This is a genomic window from Nevskia soli DSM 19509, from assembly GCF_000711955.1.
Lineage (GTDB): Bacteria > Pseudomonadota > Gammaproteobacteria > Nevskiales > Nevskiaceae > Nevskia > Nevskia soli.
Window position 1 is genome coordinate 57,275 of the sequence record NZ_JONR01000023.1, and the last position, 16,075, is coordinate 73,349.

General features: G+C 65.9%; 17 protein-coding genes. 6 read left to right on the forward strand and 11 right to left on the reverse strand.

The window, feature by feature from the left end; translation table 11 throughout:
• Window positions 1–23: 23 nt before the first annotated feature.
• Window positions 24–1,127, reverse strand: coding sequence for a Rieske 2Fe-2S domain-containing protein (locus BP26_RS0113160; RefSeq protein WP_051748942.1), 1,104 nt, complete (start codon window positions 1,125–1,127; stop codon window positions 24–26).
• A gap of 247 nt (window positions 1,128–1,374) precedes the next feature.
• Between BP26_RS0113160 and BP26_RS0113165 the strand changes: the two genes are divergently transcribed.
• The 5 genes from BP26_RS0113165 to BP26_RS0113185 all read left to right on the forward strand — a co-directional run bounded on the left by BP26_RS0113165 (window position 1,375) and on the right by BP26_RS0113185 (window position 7,615).
• Entirely contained in the window at window positions 1,375–3,480 is a 2,106-nt protein-coding gene (locus BP26_RS0113165) for a S46 family peptidase (protein ID WP_051748936.1), read from the forward strand.
• A gap of 122 nt (window positions 3,481–3,602) precedes the next feature.
• Entirely contained in the window at window positions 3,603–4,451 is an 849-nt protein-coding gene (locus tag BP26_RS0113170) for a DUF6279 family lipoprotein (protein ID WP_029921049.1), read from the forward strand.
• A gap of 123 nt (window positions 4,452–4,574) precedes the next feature.
• Window positions 4,575–5,147: a TetR/AcrR family transcriptional regulator gene (locus tag BP26_RS0113175; protein WP_029921050.1), complete on the forward strand. Its 573-nt coding sequence runs from the start codon at window positions 4,575–4,577 to the stop codon at window positions 5,145–5,147.
• Entirely contained in the window at window positions 5,144–6,058 is a 915-nt protein-coding gene (locus tag BP26_RS0113180) for an MBL fold metallo-hydrolase (RefSeq protein ID WP_051748938.1), read from the forward strand. The genes BP26_RS0113175 and BP26_RS0113180 overlap by 4 nt, the downstream gene beginning before the upstream one ends.
• 93 nt (window positions 6,059–6,151) lie before the next feature.
• Entirely contained in the window at window positions 6,152–7,615 is a 1,464-nt protein-coding gene (locus BP26_RS0113185) for a M20 family peptidase (RefSeq protein ID WP_029921052.1), read from the forward strand.
• 183 nt (window positions 7,616–7,798) lie between these two features.
• Here BP26_RS0113185 and BP26_RS0113190 read toward each other — a convergent pair whose 3' ends face one another.
• The 8 genes from BP26_RS0113190 to BP26_RS0113225 form a co-directional block, all read right to left on the reverse strand.
• Complete coding sequence (locus BP26_RS0113190) at window positions 7,799–8,194, reverse strand: type II toxin-antitoxin system VapC family toxin (RefSeq protein WP_029921053.1); 396 nt, start codon at window positions 8,192–8,194, stop codon at window positions 7,799–7,801.
• Entirely contained in the window at window positions 8,191–8,433 is a 243-nt protein-coding gene (locus BP26_RS0113195) for an AbrB/MazE/SpoVT family DNA-binding domain-containing protein (RefSeq protein WP_029921054.1), read from the reverse strand. The genes BP26_RS0113190 and BP26_RS0113195 overlap by 4 nt, the downstream gene beginning before the upstream one ends.
• Window positions 8,434–8,509: 76 nt before the next feature.
• Window positions 8,510–9,325, reverse strand: coding sequence for a bifunctional DNA-formamidopyrimidine glycosylase/DNA-(apurinic or apyrimidinic site) lyase (gene mutM / locus BP26_RS0113200; protein WP_029921055.1), 816 nt, complete (start codon window positions 9,323–9,325; stop codon window positions 8,510–8,512).
• A 264-nt stretch (window positions 9,326–9,589) separates the two neighbouring features.
• Complete coding sequence (locus BP26_RS0113205) at window positions 9,590–10,537, reverse strand: DUF4340 domain-containing protein (protein ID WP_029921056.1); 948 nt, start codon at window positions 10,535–10,537, stop codon at window positions 9,590–9,592.
• A gap of 30 nt (window positions 10,538–10,567) precedes the next feature.
• The gene (locus BP26_RS0113210) at window positions 10,568–11,986 is read right to left on the reverse strand and encodes a GldG family protein (RefSeq protein WP_029921057.1); all 1,419 of its coding nucleotides are present in this window, start codon (window positions 11,984–11,986) and stop codon (window positions 10,568–10,570) included.
• 63 nt (window positions 11,987–12,049) lie between these two features.
• Window positions 12,050–12,793, reverse strand: coding sequence for an ABC transporter permease (locus BP26_RS0113215; RefSeq protein ID WP_029921058.1), 744 nt, complete (start codon window positions 12,791–12,793; stop codon window positions 12,050–12,052).
• 115 nt (window positions 12,794–12,908) lie between these two features.
• Window positions 12,909–13,862, reverse strand: coding sequence for an ABC transporter ATP-binding protein (locus BP26_RS0113220; RefSeq protein ID WP_029921059.1), 954 nt, complete (start codon window positions 13,860–13,862; stop codon window positions 12,909–12,911).
• Between the two features lie 206 nt (window positions 13,863–14,068).
• Entirely contained in the window at window positions 14,069–14,953 is an 885-nt protein-coding gene (locus BP26_RS0113225; protein WP_029921060.1) for a lysophospholipid acyltransferase family protein, read from the reverse strand.
• A gap of 24 nt (window positions 14,954–14,977) precedes the next feature.
• Between BP26_RS0113225 and dtd the strand changes: the two genes are divergently transcribed.
• Complete coding sequence (gene dtd, locus BP26_RS0113230; RefSeq protein WP_029921061.1) at window positions 14,978–15,418, forward strand: D-aminoacyl-tRNA deacylase; 441 nt, start codon at window positions 14,978–14,980, stop codon at window positions 15,416–15,418.
• 15 nt (window positions 15,419–15,433) lie between these two features.
• On the opposite strand, the gene BP26_RS0113235 is transcribed toward dtd, so the two are convergent.
• The gene (locus BP26_RS0113235) at window positions 15,434–15,730 is read right to left on the reverse strand and encodes a type II toxin-antitoxin system RelE/ParE family toxin (RefSeq protein ID WP_029921062.1); all 297 of its coding nucleotides are present in this window, start codon (window positions 15,728–15,730) and stop codon (window positions 15,434–15,436) included.
• Window positions 15,730–16,002 carry a type II toxin-antitoxin system ParD family antitoxin gene (locus BP26_RS0113240; protein WP_029921063.1) on the reverse strand — a complete coding sequence of 91 codons (273 nt, stop codon included), beginning with the start codon at window positions 16,000–16,002 and terminating at the stop codon, window positions 15,730–15,732. The genes BP26_RS0113235 and BP26_RS0113240 overlap by 1 nt, the downstream gene beginning before the upstream one ends.
• Window positions 16,003–16,075: the final 73 nt, after the last annotated feature.

Below are 16,075 nucleotides of genomic sequence, written 5' to 3' on the forward strand. Positions count from 1 at the left end.
CGGCCGGAGCGTTCGGCGCCGCCTCAGCCCTGCCTGGGCGGCAGCGGCACGCCGCGGCGGGTGAGCAGGTCCTTCAGGCGCTGGATGGCGGGGAAGATTTCCTGGTTGCGGTCGGCGCCCTGCTGGTCGTAGGCGCGCTGCTCGGCTTCGACGATCTCGCGGTCCTGGCCGAAGATGCCCTCGGTGAACCAGTGGATGAAGGGCCACAGCAGGTGGATCATGCCGGGGATGCCCGGCTTGCGGATCATGATCAGGCCGTAGGTCTGGTTGGCGCGCTGGTCGACGTCGGTCGGCATGTAGGCGTTCCACAGGTCCAGCGCCGGCTGGTCGGTGCCGGAGCCCGCGGTCCAGAACTTCAGCGTCTGGTAGGGATAGCCGGTGCGGATGGTCATCAGGTCGTGGCCGTCCTTCGCCACGTCGTGCTTGCCGCGGCCGATCATGAAGCGCTCGCCCAGCGGCTGCTTGCCGGCGGCGCGCGAGAAGGTGTAGTCGGCTTCCAGCCAGTCGTCGCCCTCGCGCACGTCGAGCAGGGTCGGGCGGATGCTGCCCATCAGGCTGCGGTGCAGGAACTGATGGTTCATGTCCATCAGGTTCTCGTGCATGAACGAGTAGTGGCAGTTGATGGTGCGGTCCAGCAGGCGGTGCTTGTAGGCCGGGTTGGAATAGGTCGGCAGGTCCGGGAACGGCGTGGTCTCGGCCAGGGCCTGGTTGCCGGTGAAGACGAAGATGAAGCCGTACTGCTCGCGGGCGGCGTAGCTGCGCACGCCGTTGGGCAGGGTCTGCTTTTCGTCGAGGTAGGGCACGTTGATGCACTTGCCGCTGCGGTTGTAGGCCCAGCAGTGGTAGCTGCACAGCAGGCGGTCGCCTTTCACCACGCCCAGGTGCAGCGGCACCTGGCGGTGCGCGCAGCGGTCTTCCAGCGCGAACACGTCGCCCTGGCCTTCGAGCGGCCGCACCAGCACGATCGGCTCGCCGCCGAAGGTCACGCCCAGGGTCTTGCCCGGCTTGAGGTCGCGGGCGCGGGCCAGCGGGTACCAGTGATCCGGATGCAGACCGGTGCGGCGCAGGTCGCGCGGACCCCCGCGTTCGGTGGCATCGATGCGGTGCAGCGTGTGTACGGAAGACATGGTCCGGCGTGCTCCATTGGAAATGGCCCGGATCAGGCCGGGAAAAAAACCGCCTTGCACCAAATAAGGAGTGCGGCGTTCCAAGATGCTAGCACGGGGCTTGCCAAAGCCGAACCCTGGGCCCGGCGCCGGGGGCCAGGGCGGCCGGATCGACGCGGACCGGCGCGGGTTTGCGGCAGGGGGGGCCAAGGCTTTTATACTGGACCCCACAGGCCACCCGAGTGGCCGCCAACATCCGGGAATATCCATGACTCGCACCGTTGAACCGTGGGGTCGGCGTCTGCGCCGGCCCGGACTTGCCGTTGTCGCGGCCCTGCTGCCGCTCGCCGCCGCCCATGCCGCCGAAGGCATGTGGACCCTGGACAAGCTGCCGGCCAAGGATCTGCAGGCGCGCTACGGCTTCACGCCGGACGCGGCCTGGGTGCAGCATGCGCAGCGCTCCTCCCTGCGACTGGCCGGCGGCTGTTCCGGGTCCTTCGTCTCGCCGGACGGCCTGGTGCTGACCAATCACCACTGCGTGCGCGAGTGCGTGCAGCAGCTCTCCACCGCCAAGAAGAATTTCGTCGCCGATGGCTTCTACGCGAAGGAGCAGAAGGACGAGGTGCTGTGCCCGACCATCGAGTTGAACCGCCTCGATGAAATCAGCGACGTCACCGCCCGCGTCAAGAAGGCCACCAGCGGCCTGCAGGGCGCCGCCTTCAGCAAGGCGCAGAAAGCCGAGCAGTCGAAGATCGAGGCCGAGTGTGTCGGCGCCGACAAGGAGCGCACCCGCTGCGACGTGGTCGAGCTGTACCACGGCGGCGTCTACGACGTGTACAAGTACCACCGCTTCCAGGACGCGCGCCTGGTGTTCGCGCCGGACGAATCGATCGCCTTCTTCGGCGGCGACCCGGACAACTTCAACTTCCCGCGCTATGACCTCGACATGGGCATCCTGCGCGCCTACGAGGACGGCAAGCCGGCCAAGGTCGCCGACTACTTCCCGTTCTCCAAGAACGGCGCCGAGGAAAACGAGCTGACCATGGTGCTGGGCCACCCCGGTTCCACCCAGCGCCAGCTGACCATTGCCCAGCTCGAGCGTCGCCGCGATGTCGACCTGCCGTCGCGCCTGATGTATGCCGCGGAAGAACGCGGCATGCTCAACCAGTTTGCCTCGGAAAGTCCGGAGTCGGCGCGCACCAGCGAAGCCGACCGTTTTTATCTTGAGAACAGCATCAAGGCGCTGAAGGGCCAGGAGCAGGCGCTGCTCGATCCGGAAGTGTTCAACTACAAGCGCAAGCAGGAAAGCGAGCTGCGCGCCTTCGTCAACGGCAGCCCGGCGCGCAAGGCCAAGTACGGCAAGGCCTGGGACGAGATCGCTGCGGTGCAGGCCAATTACCGCGAGTTCGAGATGCGCTGGAAATTCATCGAAGGCCAGCGCGGCTTCCAGTCGGATTATTTCGGCTTTGCCCGTGACCTGGTGCGCGGCGCTGCCGAACGCGGCAAGCCCAATTCGGAGCGCCTGCACGAGTTCACCGACGGTGCGCTGCCGACGCTGACGCAGGAGCTGTTCTCCGATGCGCCGATCTATCCCGCGTTCGAGCAGGTCGAGCTCGGCTGGTCGCTGACCAAGCTGCGTGAATGGCTCGGCGCCGACGACGCCACCGTGCGCCAGGTGCTGGGCAAGGAAGCGCCAGAGCTGATGGCCAAGCGCCTGGTCGAGACCACCAAACTGGGTGATCCGGCGGTGCGCAAGGCGCTGTGGGATGGCGGCCAGGCTGCAATCGACGCCTCCACCGATCCCTTCATCCTGCTGGCCAGGCAGGTCGATCCGGAAGCGCGCGCCCTGCGCAAGCGTTACGAGGATGAAGTGGAAGCGGTGGAAAAGAAGAACGCTGAACTGCTGGCCCAGGCGCGCTTCGAGAAGTACGGCACCAGCGTCTATCCCGATGCCACCTTCACCCTGCGCCTGTCCGACGGCGTGGTCAAAGGCTGGAACGAGAAAGGCGTGCCGGTGAAGCCCTTCACCGAAATCGCCGGCGCCTTCGACCGCGCCACCGGCTTCGATCCGTTCAAGCTGCCGGACTCCTGGATCAAGGCCAAGGACCAGCTCAACGGCGCGCAGCGCTTCGACTTCGTCACCAGCAACGACATCATCGGCGGCAATTCCGGCAGCCCGATGATCAACCGCAAGGGCGAGATCGTCGGCCTGGTGTTCGACGGCAACATCGAATCCCTCGGCGGCGCCTACTGGTTCGACGAGCGCGTCAACCGCACCGTGGCCGTGCACAGCGGCGCCATCGTCGAGGCCCTGCGCAAGGTCTACGGCGCGGACCGCATCGTCAACGAGATCGAGGCCGGCCGCAACAAGTAGCCGCCATATCGCGGACGCTGCACGGTCCGTGAACTGAAGTACCAGGCCTCCGGCCGGCGCAATGCCAGCCGGAGGCCTTTTTTTGCTTTAGGCTGTCGGTACATTCGCAGGGAAGCAAGAATGTGCTGCGTTTGCTGAAACTCCTGGCCTGCTGTTGCCTGCTGCCGCTGCTCGCCGCGTGCAGCACCACGCGGCTGGCCTACGATCACCTCGACACCCTGCTGCGCTGGCAGGTTTCGAAATACGTCGATCTCGATGCGCAGCAGCGGCAGTACCTGGACACCGAGTTGCAGCAGCTGTGGATCTGGCACCGGCATACGCAATTGCCGTCGTACGCCACCGACCTGCGGCAGCTGGCCGCCGCGGCGCAGACGGGGCCGCTCAGCCGCGAGCAGCTCGAAACCGTCAGCGTGAAGATCCGTAACGACTGGGACCGCTTGGTGGAACACGCGCTGCCCGACTACGCCCGGGCCCATGTGCTGCTCAGCGATGCGCAGGTGGCGGACATGATCCGGCGCATCGGTGCGGAAATCGAGCGCCGCTCGCGCAAATCCCTGAACCGCAGCGAGCCGGAACGCCGGGCACGCCTCGTTGAACGGATGGACGACAGCCTGCGCGACTGGATCGGCCGGCCCAATGCCCGGCAACGTGAACTGGTCGAGCAGTGGGCCGCGCAGGTGCAGCTCGCCACGCCGGAACTGACGCGGGGACGGCTCAACTCCCTGGACCACTATGCCGCGGTGCTGGGCACCCGGGCGCAGCCCGGCTTCGAACAGCGCATGCGCGAATATTTCCTCGGCCCGCACCCGGCGGACGATCCGCAGTCGCTGGAATCCGTGGAACGCCGGCGCTGGCTGCAACTGCTGGCCGATCTCTCCGCCACCCTGGACGCGGCCCAGCGCGAGCACCTGTGCAAGCGGCTGCTCGGTTATGCGGCTGATTTCGAAGCCCTGGCAGCCGAGCCTGGATAGCGCTACGCGCTTCCGGATCCGGGGGCGCTGGAGCCCCATGCATGAAAACACCGCGCCTTGACCGAATCCTTGTGTTCATGATTATATAGACCAGTCGTTATAATACAGATCGAGTTGAAGTCCATGGAACCCGCAGCCCGCACCCGCCTGATCGAAACCACCGCCCGCCTGCTGCAAACCCAGGGCTACCACAACACCGGCCTGAACCAGATCGTGAGCGAGAGCGCGGCCCCCAAGGGCTCGCTCTACCACTACTTTCCCGGCGGCAAGGTCGATCTCGCGGTGGCGGCCATCCGCCATTCCGCCGCCGCCACCGCGCAGCAGCTGGCCGCCCTGTCCATGGCCCAGCCCAGCGCGCTGCTCGGGCTGAGCGCCGTGATCGACCATTTCATCGCCGAGTTCGAATCCTCCGCTTTCCAGAAAGGCTGCCCGATCGCCACTGTCACCCTGGAACAGGCCGCGCTCGACGATGCCATCCAGGCCGCCTGCGCCGGGGCCTACGCGTTATGGCAGCAGGGGCTCGAAGCCTGGCTGGGCGCGCTCAAGGTTCCCAACGCCGCTTTCCTCGCCGAACACCTGCTGGTCCTGATCGAGGGCGCCATGCTGCTGTCGCGCGCCCAGCGCGATTGCGCGCCGCTGCGCCGGGTCAGGAGCGGCCTGCCTCTTCTGCTCAACCTTTCCGGGAGTGCCGCATGAACAAGTACCTGCACCCGCTGCTGGGCCTGCTGCTGTCCTGCACCATCGGCGGCGCTCTCGCCGATACACCCGCGTCACCGGCAACGCCGGCCCCATCCGCCGGCGTCGCCTTCTCCCTGATCAAGACCGGTCACACCCATGCGCAGGCCGGCATGGTCTATTCGGGCGGCAGCTTCTTCCAGAAGCTGGAGATCAACCACGTCGCCGTGCTGGTGCAGCATCCGCGCGGCAGCTTCCTGTTCGACAGCGGCTTGGGCAAGGACATCGCGGCGCAGTACCGGCAGGACATGCCCTGGTGGGCCAAGCCCTCGTTCTATTACGAGCCGCCGGTGAATCCCGCCCGCACCCAGCTCGATCAGGCCGGCATCGCCGTGCCGCGCATCATCCTCAGCCACAGCCACTGGGACCATGCCAGCGGCCTGGTGGATTTCCCCGAGGCCGAGGTGTGGATCACCGCCGAGGAGCGCAACTGGGATCGCCGGCATCCCGGCTTCCCAGGTTCTTTCCCCTCCCAGGTCGGCCCGCCGTCGATCCAGTGGCACACCTACGCGCTGGAAGACAAACCCTACTTCGGCTTCCCCCGCAGCCTGGATCTGTTCGGCGACGGCAGCGCCGTGCTGCTGCCCTTGCCCGGCCACACGCCCGGCGCCGTCGGCCTGCTGCTGACGCTCGCTTCCGGCAAGCAGTACCTGTTCTGCGGTGACACCGTATGGTCGGCCGAGGCCTTGAAGGACTCGAGTCCCAAGTCCTTCCTCGCCAGCCTCATCGCCGACAATGATCGTGAAGGCACGCAGCACGCCATCGAGCTGCTGCACAAGCTGATGCTCCAGCACCCGGGCCTGGTGGTGATGCCGGCGCACGATGCGGCGCTGCAGGACACGCTGGGCTATTTCCCGCAGTGGGTGCGATGATGGATTGGGGCGCGTAAAAGCGCTCCAATCCAGGATCATGTCATCCTGAGCGCAGAAGGATCTGACAGGCATCTCAATAGAGGAATCCGCGAAGTGCTGAAGCGCGCACTGCTGTTCGTAGTCATCCTGATCGGTACGCTTGTCGTCATCGCGGTGGCGCACACCGCGCTGACGCCGCGGGTCAGCGTTGCTGTGGTCCCGCTGAGCCAGCTACCCGTCGACAAGCAGGCCGTGGCCGAACGGCTGGCCGCCGCCGTGCGCTTCAGCACCATCTCCTGGGAAGATCCCAAGGCTCAACCCGATTCGCAATTGCCCCAGCTCATCGCCTTCCTGCGCAGCAGCTATCCCCTGGTCTTCTCGAAACTCCAGCAGGAGGAATTTCCCGGCCTGGGCCTGCTGCTGAAATGGCCGGGCCGCGACGCGCAGGCCTTGCCGGTCCTGCTCGCCGCGCACCTGGATGTGGTGCCGGTGGAGCCGGGCACCGAAGCCGGCTGGCAGCATCCGCCGTTCTCCGGCGATATCGCCGATGGCTACATCTGGGGACGCGGCACACTCGACGACAAGCTGGTGGCCTTGTCGATCCTGGAAGCGGCGGAAGCCATGCTGGCCCAGGGCCTGCAGCCTCGCCAGACGCTTTACTTCGCCTTCGGCGGCGACGAGGAAATCGGCGGTGAACAGGGGGCGGCGCATATCGCGGAACATCTGCGCCAGCAGGGCGTAAAGCTGGACTACGTGCTCGACGAAGGCCTCAGCATCACCGACGGCTTCATCGCGGGCCTGAAGAAACCGGCGGCGCTGATCGGCATCGGACAGAAGGGCTACGCCACCTTCGCCCTGAGCGCCAGCGGACCCGGCGGCCATTCCTCCGTGCCGGTGGATCTCAATCCCCTGGTGCTGGTGTCGCGCGCCGTGGCGCGCATCGATGCGTCCAAACCGCAGCTGACCATGCCGGAGCCGGTGCGGCAGATGCTGGCCGGCATCGCGCCGGAGACGCCGCCGGCGATGCGGGTGGCCTTGAGCAATCTATGGCTGAGCAAGCCGCTGGTGCAGGCCATCTTCAAATCGCAACCGGCGACGCGGGCGATGCTGCAGACCGTGGTGTCGCCGACCGTGTTCCGCTCGGGGGAGAAGGACAATATCGTGCCGCAGCAGGCGCGGGCGGAGATCAATGTGCGGATCCTGCCGGGGGATACCGTGGCGGCCGTGCGGCAGCGGTTCGTCAAGGCGGTGGATGATCCGCGGGTGAGCATCGAGCTGGTGGCGGGCTCGACCGAGCCTACGCCGGTATCGGATAGTGGGAGTCCGGGCTATCGCACGCTGGCTGGCGCTATCCATTCCACCTATCCCGACGTCGTTGTTGCGCCGGGGTTGGTATTGGCTTTGACCGATTCGCGGCATTACGTCGATATCGCGCAGAACATTTATCGGTTTGGGCCGATGCGGTTGAGGCCGGAAGATCTTGCGCGGATTCATGGGAGCAATGAGCGGATTTCGGTGGAGGACTATGCGGCGGCGGTGCGGTTCTTTGCTACGTTGATGTCGGCGCCGGCGCTCTGATCGAAACTTTTATGTTCGCGCTTGCGCGCGCGGCATTGACCGCGCCGGCACATACGCCAAGGTTTCGAAGTGAGGGGCAAAACCGCGATTGATGCGCTTCGCCCAGCACATCCTACGAACCGACGCGAACCCCACCTTGAATTCTTCGCGGATACGGATTGAATCCCGACACGACACTTCCAATCAATGAATCAAGGTCATGCCGCAAGTCTTTGCAGCACCACGGTCAAACGTCATCGTATGCTCGCATCCCGCGGCGGCAGCACAACGCTCGATCAGGCAATCGGCGAAATCAGCCGGGCCATCCCGGAAAATGCGAACGGCTTTCCAGATCGTTTCAGCGCGTTCCACTACGAATTCCTTGGTACGGAGAAGACCTTCCAGGGCATCGCCAAGTTGAGCACGCTCTATCGCGTAGCAGGACTCCATGACCCAAATCAATTCCACTATTGAAACAAGAGCGATAAAGCCAGGTGCGTCCACGGTCAGCGATTCGATAAGCTTTGATGCCAGAAGCGATTGCTTCGCATCGTCCTGCATGATGTAGCGCACCAGGACATTCGTATCCAGGCCGATCACCGCGCGGATGCTCCGCGGGCGCTGATCGCCGCATTCATGTCTTCGATCGACACCGCTTTTCTGGACTTTCCGAACATGCCCTTGAGCGCAGTTACCGGACGCGTCGCCGCGATGAATTCGTACCTGCCCGGCCCCACTTCGACGAACTCGACGCGATCGCCGGCATCGATATGCAATGCATCCCGAACTGAGGCAGGGATGGTGATCTGCCCTTTGCTGGTCAGTGTTGCGGTGGCCATGATCCGATCTCCGAATATTCCTTACATTATAGTAAGGAATATTAAATTTACAACGCCCGGCTCGGGACGAAGCGGATCATCGCTGACAGGTCGGGCAATAAAAACTCGACCGCTGCCCCAACACCAAGCGCTTGATCGGCGTCTTGCAAACATAGCAAGGCAATCCCTCGCGGTCATAAACCCGCAGCTCCTGCTTGAAGTACCCGTTGGACCCATCGCTGCCGCGAAAATCCCGCAGCGTGGTCCCGCCATGCTCGATGGCGACACGCAGCACATCGAGTATCGCCTTGGCCAGCTTGCCGTATTGCGCCCGCGTGACCTTGCCGGCCGGAGTCTTGGGCCGGATGCCGGCATGGAACAGCGCCTCGGAGGCGTAGATGTTGCCGACGCCGACCACGATGCGTCCATCCATGATGAACAGCTTCACGGCGGCACTGCGTCCGCGCGAGCGCTCGAACAGGTAGTCGCCGGAGAATTCATCCGAGAAGGGCTCCGGTCCCATCTCGGCGAGCAGCACGTGATGCATGTCCGCCGCCGGCCACGGCAGCACGGCGCCGAATCTTCGCGGATCGTTGAAGCGCAACAAGACCTTGCCGGAGAGCAGCAGGTCGACGTGATCGTGCTTCTTCAGCGGCGTGCCGGGCTCGAGCACCAGGAGCCGGCCAGTCATGCCGAGGTGCACGATCAGGCGGTCGCCGCCGAGATCGAAGATCAGGTACTTGCCGCGTCTTGATACGCCGTGGATTTTCTTGCCGCGGGCGAAGTCGGCGAATTCCGCGGGGATGGGCCAGCGCAGGCGCGAGTCGCGCACGGTGACTTCGCGGATGGTGTGGCCGACGACATGCGGCTCGACGCCGCGGCGGATGGTTTCGACTTCGGGGAGTTCGGGCATGTATGCAGTTTCGCCGATTCGGACGGCGGCGCAAATCGGCGACCTGTTTGCCTCTCCCTCCGCGACCGAAGGGAGTCCCCTTCTCGGGAGGAGAGGCCGCGCCGCGAGGCGCGGGTGAGGGGCGCATAGGAATAACGCGCCTACTTCGTCGATGCTGCGTCCCTCACCCCAACCCCTCTCCCGAGGGGAGAGGGGCTTTTGTGCCAGCGGCCGGTTTCGGTGCTGTGACTCAAAAAGAAACCCGCCTTGCGGCGGGTTTCGGAATCACGATTTGGCGGGTGCCGGCGCTGGAACCGGCGGCACCGCTTCGACCTTCTTGTCGGGCGCCGGCACCGTCTGCGGCGTGGCCGGTGGCGGCGGCGGTTCCGGCAGCTTCAGCAGCTTGTCGGCGTCGCCCTTGGCCAGGTCGTACTGCACCTTGAGGTCGGCGCGCTCCAGCACCAGCTGCGGATCGCGGCCGGCGATGTTGAACGTGAGAACCGTGCCGTCCTTGAGCGTGATCAAAGCGGTCTGCGGATTCGCGGCCGGCTTGGCGTCGGCCGGGGTGGCGGCGTTCCACAGCGCGCGCGCCGAGGTCCAGGTGTCGACGAACTTCTGCAATTCGTCGCTGCCGGCCTTGGCGTCGGCCGGGTCCGTGGTCCAGGCCTTGCCGTCGGCGGTGCGGGCCACCTTGAGACCGGGCACGGCGATGGCGGCGATCTGCGCGCCTTCCGGCAGCAGGGTCTTGGCCACGAGGTCCGAGTAGTCGGCATCCAGCGCCGAGGCGGGCGGATCGTCGATCAGGCCGATCTTGCCGCCGGTTTCCACATAGCGCCGATAGTTGAGCGGCTCGGTGCCGCCGAAGTCCACCTCGACGTCGTTGAGCGTCAGGCTGAACCCGGGCGGATCGAGGCCGAGGTCGGACAGCTTCTTCACGTCCTTCGGATCGATGCTGGTCTTGGCTTCCGCCGTGGCCACGCCGAGCAGGGAATTCAGCTCGTAGGGATCGGCGGCCACCTGCACCGGCGCGGTCAGCGCCCACTGGCGGCCTTTCTTCTCCAGCACGATGTCCGCGGCGTTGGGATGGTGCAGCGTCAGCTTGTCGATGGCCTCGGCTTTCAGCGCGGTCAGCGGCAGGCCTTTCGGCGCTTCCTTCTTCTTGCCGAAGTACAGCGCGCCGACCAGGGCCACCACGATGGCCATCAGGATCAGGTTGAGTCGCAACTGCTTCACTTGGGTCTCCGCAGGATCATGCCGATGGAATCACTTGCGGCGCCGCCGCACCCAGCGCGTGATGCCGTAGCCGAGCAGCAGCACCGGCAGCACCAGGGTGTAGCCGACGGCCACCAGCCAGGTGGTCCAGCCCGGCAGGTAGAGCGAGGTGTCCGGCGCCTTGGGCACGTCGATGTTGAGCAGGGCGTCGCGCGAGGCCAGCCACTGGATCAGGTTCAGGCCCAGCTGCTTGTTGCCGAGCTGGCCCAGGTTGGCGTCGGCGAGGAAATCGGAATCGCCCACCACCGCCACGCGCTGCACGCGCGCGCCGGGCTTGTCTGCGTCCGGCTTGGCCTTGGCGTCCGGCGCAGTGGATTGCGGCGCTGGACGCGACATCGTCAGGCCGATGGTCAGCGGGCCGATCTTGTCGCCGGCCTTGTCGTCGAAGGTGATCGGGCCCTGCATCGGGCCGGTTTCCAGCCAGGAGCGGTCGCTGGTCTGCAGCAGCGGCAGCACGTCCCAGCCGGCGGCGCGGTCGGCGTCCTGGTCGAAGGTCAGCGGGCGCACCAGCGGGAAGGCGGTGACATCGACGAAATCGCGCGTCACCGGGTTCGGCGGGTAGTCGGTGGCGAGGTAGACCGCCGGGCTGCCGGAGCCCAGCTCCTTGTAGTCCGGGAACACGGCGAAGCCATTCTCCCAGGTGATGCCCAGCGTCTTGCCCACGGCTTCCAGGCCGGGGGGCTGCGCCGGATCGTTCAGCCACAGCAGGTTGCCGCCTTCCTTGACGTACTCGTCGATGATCCTGATCTCGCCGTCGAGCAGCTTCTGCGTCGGGCTCGCCACCACCAGCACCGAAGTGTTGTCCGGCACCTTGGGGGTCTTCACCAGGTTCAGGCCTTGCACCTTGAGGCCCTTCTCGCGCAGGGCCTGCGCCAGCTGCACGTAGCCGTTCTGCGAGGCGCCTTCCTCTTCACTGCTGCTCGGATTCAGCGTGCGCTCGCCGTGGCCTTCGAGGAACACCACGTAGTGCTCGCCCGAATCCATCAGGCGCTGCAGCGCGCCGGTGACGGTGGATTCGGACAGCACGCGCAGCGACTCGCGGCGGCCCTGGTACTCGACCACCACCTCGCCCGGCTGGTCGATCTTGTAGTCCTTGACCTTGACCGGATCCTTCGACGGATCGACGAACTCGATCTCGATATCGGGCTTCACCCGCTTGTAGCGGTTGATCCACATATCGATGTCGCGGCGCATCTCCGAGTCCGGATAGAGGAAGCCGGTGAACTTGATCGGCTCCTTCATCTGCGCCAGCAGTTTCTGGCTGGCGGGCGTCAGCGTGTTGCGGCCGCCCGCGGTCCAGTCCGCCTCCAGCTTGTAGCGGACGGAGAGGAAGCCGAGCAGGCCGATGACCACGGCGATCAGCAGGCCATTGAGCAGTTGTTGCAGCAGTTTGGAATTCTTGGGATTCATAGGGCTTTGATCAGTGCGTTGAGCATCCGGCGGCCGGCATTGCCGGCCGCCGGGCGATCCGCTTCAGTTGCGCTCGATATCCAGCCGCAGCACGGCCAGCCACAGGAAGAACACGGTGAACAGCAGGTAATAGACGACGTCCGCCGTATTGAAAATGCCCCTGCGGAGGCTCTCGAAATGCCCGATCAGGGACAGGTAGCCGAACACCGGCGCGAACGGGATCTGCTGGTTGGCCACGATCTGGATCAGCCACACCAGCAGCAGCAGGCCGAAGCTCAACACCGCGGCGATGGTCGGCTCGCGCGTCAGCGTCGATACGAACAGGCCGGCCGAGCCGAAGGCCAGCATCATCAGAAACAGGCCGAGCAGGCCGGCGGCGATGAAGCCCAGGTCCAGGTGCGTGCCGGAGAGCAGGGTCAGCGGCATGATCGCCAGCAGCAGCAGCGTCGCCAGCATGAACACCACCAGGCCGAGGAACTTGCCCAGCACGATCTCGATCAGCGAGGCCGGCGCCGAGAACAGCAGGGTGATGCTGCCGTTCTTGCGCTCCTCGGCGAACAGCCGCATGGTCATCAGCGGCATCACCAGCAGCAGCAGCACCGTGGCGAAGCCGAACAGGCCGCCGCCGATGTAGTCCGCCACGCCCTGGTACTGGTCGGCGACCTGCGCGTTCTGCGCGTAGCCGAACAGCATGGTGGCGAAGATGAAGCCGAGGATCAGCTGCAACACGAACAGCACCGCCCAGGCCAGCGGTGAGACGAAGATGCGGCGTGCTTCGACGCGCGCGATAGTCAGGACTGTGCTCATGCCGGTAGCTCCGCGAGTAGCGTGGAGGGGCCCTGTGCGCAGCACGGGGATCCTAGCGTTACGAGTCGGTGCCGGCATGAACGCAATGAAACTTCTCCAAGGGTGATGGTCATGTTCATGCCGCCTTCTGGGTTTCATGGACCGTGATGTCGCCGGAGGTGAGTTCCACGAACACCTCCTCCAGCGTCTTGGATTGTGAACGCAGCTCGAACAGGCCCCAGCCGTTCTTTGCCGCGGCTTCCGCCAATGCCTCGCGCGGGTCGGTGCCCGGGTCCACGCCCAGGCGGAACAGCCCGCCGTCCAGTGCCTCGGCGCGGTTCACGCCGGCCAGGCCTTTCAGGGTTTCGATGGAGGGCGGCCGGCGCAGGCCGGCGATGACGCTCTCGACGCGATGCTGCGCGGTGTTCTCGATCGACTCCGAGTAGACCGAGCGGCCCTTGTTGATGATCATCACGCGGCTGCACACCGCCTGGATCTCCGGCAGGATGTGGCTGGACAGGATCACGCTGTGGCTTTCGCCCAGCTGCTTGATCAGGGCGCGGATCTCGCGGATCTGGATCGGATCCAGGCCCACGGTGGGCTCGTCGAGGATGATCACCGGCGGCCGGTGGATGATGGCCTGGGCCAGGCCGACGCGCTGCTGGTAGCCCTTGGACAGGTTGTGGATCAGCCGCTCCGCCACTTCGACCAGGCCGCAGGCCTGCTTCGAACGCGTCACCGCGGCTTCGCGCTCGGCGGCCGGGATGCGGTGCAGACCGGCGCAGAAGCGCAGGTACTCGTCCACCGTCAGTTCGGGATACAGCGGCGGCTGTTCCGGCAGGTAGCCGAGGCTGGACTTGGCGCCCTTCGCGTCCTGCGCGAGGTCGATGCCGTTGATCGTCACCGTGCCGCCGCTGGGGGCCAGGCAGCCGGCCAGCATCTTCATGGTGGTGGATTTGCCGGCGCCGTTGGGGCCGAGCAGGCCGAGGATTTCACCCTTGCGCAGGGTCAGGTTGAGGCCGCTTACCGCCATCGTCGCGCCGTAGCGCCGCGACAGCTCACGCGCCTCGATGAGGATCTGGTTTTCCATGGATGGGGATGGTTGGCTTGTTTTTTGGGAGTGACGCGGGCCTGTGTGACCGGCCCCGCTGGCCCGGAGTTCCCGGGCGCGCCGTACTATAAAGCAGTGGCTAGTGGTTAGTGATTAGTGGCTGGTAAAAAGCCAAAAACGGCAAGGCCTGGTATAGACGCGCCTTTTACTGGCCACTAATCACTAACCACTGGCCACTGTCTTCACTACGAAAGATTGATGTAAGGGTCCGGATCCCCGGGCGGACGCCGCCGGTAGCGCTTGTAGCTCCACCAATACTGCTCCGGCAGGCGCATGACGCAGCCTTCCACGCCCTGGTTGAGGGCCACCGGGCTCAGCGTAGGGTTGTCGATGCCGGGCGGGGCGCGTTCGAGCTGGAAGCGGAAGCCGCGGCCCCAGGACAGGCGCTCGGCGACGATGAACCACACCGGCGCGGCATTGCGGGCGGCCAGCTTGCCGACCAGGTCCATGGTGTTGGCGGGAATGCCGAACAGCGGCGCGAAGCGGGTGCCGGACTCTTCCGGCGGATCGTGGTCCGGCAGGATGCCGACCAGCTCGCCGCGCTTCAGCGCCCCCAGCAGGGCTTTGACCCCGCCGCCGGTGGTCGGCACCGGCTTCACCCCGGGCAGGCGGCTGCGGCCCCGCAGGATCACCGCGTCGGAGGCGCCTTTCTGCGGCTTGTACAGCACCGTGATCGGGCCGGCCTGCGAGCAGAAGAAGCTGGCGATCTCCCAGGCGCCCAGGTGGGGCGTCAGCATGATCGCGCCCTTGCCGCCGGCCACGGCCGTGCGCAGGGTGCGCAGGGCCACCTCGTCGCCGATCCAGCGGCGCAGCCTTCGCTCCGGGCCGAACCAGATGGCCGGCGCCTCGCACACCGCCTTGCCGCTCTCGATCAGGCTGCGGCGCACGATATGCTCCCGCTCCGCCGGCGAGCGCTCGGGAAAGCACAGCTCCAGGTGCCGCCGGGTGACGGCGCGGAAGCCGTTGGGCGTCAGCCACAACAGGCTGCCCAGCAGCCAGCCGAGGCCGTGCAGCAGGGGCAGGGGCGCCTGGCCGAGGACGATCAGCGTCCAGCGCAGTAAAGTTTGCATCCGTCGATTATCAGGGGCATGCGCGTGATTGGGCTACTGCAAAGGGTGCGGCGGGCCGCGGTGGAGGTGGCGGGCGAGACTGTCGGCGCCATCGGCCCGGGCCTGCTGGTGCTGGTCGGGGTGCAGCGGGGCGATGGCGAACCCCAGGGCCAGCGCCTGCTCGAACGCCTGCTGGGCTACCGCGTCTTCCCCGACGCCGAAGGCCGCATGAACCTCAGCCTGCGCGACACCGGGGGCGGCCTGCTGCTGGTGCCGCAGTTCACCCTGGCCGCGGACACGGCCAAGGGGACCCGCGCCAGCTTCACCACGGCCGCCGAGCCGGCCCAGGCCCGGGCCCTGTTCGAAGCCCTGCTGGCGCAGGCCCGGCGCGAATGGCCGGGTACCGGCAGCGGCGTGTTCGGGGCCGACATGCAGGTGAGCCTGGTCAACGACGGGCCGGTGACGTTCTGGCTGGAGACGGCCTGAGTCCTGGGACCGACTTCAAAGCGGCCCGCCGAATGCCTCGGGAAAATCCCGCGCGCCATGCAGGATGCGCTCGATCAGCAAATGGTCCCCGGCGACGCTGTAGAGGATCAGGTAGCGCCCGAATGGCGCGGCGCGGACTCCTTCCGCGATATCCGGACGCGAAGCCCCGCTTGCGGGAAAGGCGGCGAGCTGTTCGCAGCGTTCGCGCATCTCGTCGATGAAGCTCAAGGCCCGCTGGGGGTTGTCGCGGGCGATGTACTCGGCGATGTCGTCGAGATCGTCGGCGGCACGCGCCGAGTAAAGACAGCGCATCAGGTCTTGGCCTGCGCCGGGGAACGTCCCTTGTACTTGCGCTTGAGCCGGTCGAACACCTCTTCCGCCGGGATCGCCGGCCGCGGATCGGTGCGGCTTTCATCAACCGCCTTGCGGAGTTCGAGGATGCGCAGCTGGCGCAGCTGCTCCTGTTCTTCGAGCAGGCGCAGGCCGTCGCGAACGACTTCGCTGGCGCTGGAATAGCGTCCACCCTGGAGCTGATCCTTGATGAAGTGCTCGAAATGCTCTCCGATGACGTAACTGGAAGGCATGGTGATCTCTTGATGAAAAGGCCTTCCCGAAAACTATCAACTATTGATAGTCGAGACAAGATACAAGGTGCCG

What these genes read in the sequence shown, in the direction of transcription:
- BP26_RS0113160 (WP_051748942.1), bottom strand. Translation starts at nt 1,127, where the DNA reads ATGTCTTCCGTACACACGCTGCACCGCATCGATGCCACCGAACGCGGG.
- BP26_RS0113165 (WP_051748936.1), top strand. Translation starts at nt 1,375, where the DNA reads ATGACTCGCACCGTTGAACCGTGGGGTCGGCGTCTGCGCCGGCCCGGA.
- BP26_RS0113175 (WP_029921050.1), top strand. Translation starts at nt 4,575, where the DNA reads ATGGAACCCGCAGCCCGCACCCGCCTGATCGAAACCACCGCCCGCCTG.
- BP26_RS0113180 (WP_051748938.1), top strand. Translation starts at nt 5,144, where the DNA reads ATGAACAAGTACCTGCACCCGCTGCTGGGCCTGCTGCTGTCCTGCACC.
- BP26_RS0113195 (WP_029921054.1), bottom strand. Translation starts at nt 8,433, where the DNA reads ATGGCCACCGCAACACTGACCAGCAAAGGGCAGATCACCATCCCTGCC.
- mutM (WP_029921055.1), bottom strand. Translation starts at nt 9,325, where the DNA reads ATGCCCGAACTCCCCGAAGTCGAAACCATCCGCCGCGGCGTCGAGCCG.
- BP26_RS0113210 (WP_029921057.1), bottom strand. Translation starts at nt 11,986, where the DNA reads ATGAATCCCAAGAATTCCAAACTGCTGCAACAACTGCTCAATGGCCTG.
- BP26_RS0113215 (WP_029921058.1), bottom strand. Translation starts at nt 12,793, where the DNA reads ATGAGCACAGTCCTGACTATCGCGCGCGTCGAAGCACGCCGCATCTTC.
- BP26_RS0113220 (WP_029921059.1), bottom strand. Translation starts at nt 13,862, where the DNA reads ATGGAAAACCAGATCCTCATCGAGGCGCGTGAGCTGTCGCGGCGCTAC.
- BP26_RS0113225 (WP_029921060.1), bottom strand. Translation starts at nt 14,953, where the DNA reads ATGCAAACTTTACTGCGCTGGACGCTGATCGTCCTCGGCCAGGCGCCC.
- BP26_RS0113235 (WP_029921062.1), bottom strand. Translation starts at nt 15,730, where the DNA reads ATGCGCTGTCTTTACTCGGCGCGTGCCGCCGACGATCTCGACGACATC.
- BP26_RS0113240 (WP_029921063.1), bottom strand. Translation starts at nt 16,002, where the DNA reads ATGCCTTCCAGTTACGTCATCGGAGAGCATTTCGAGCACTTCATCAAG.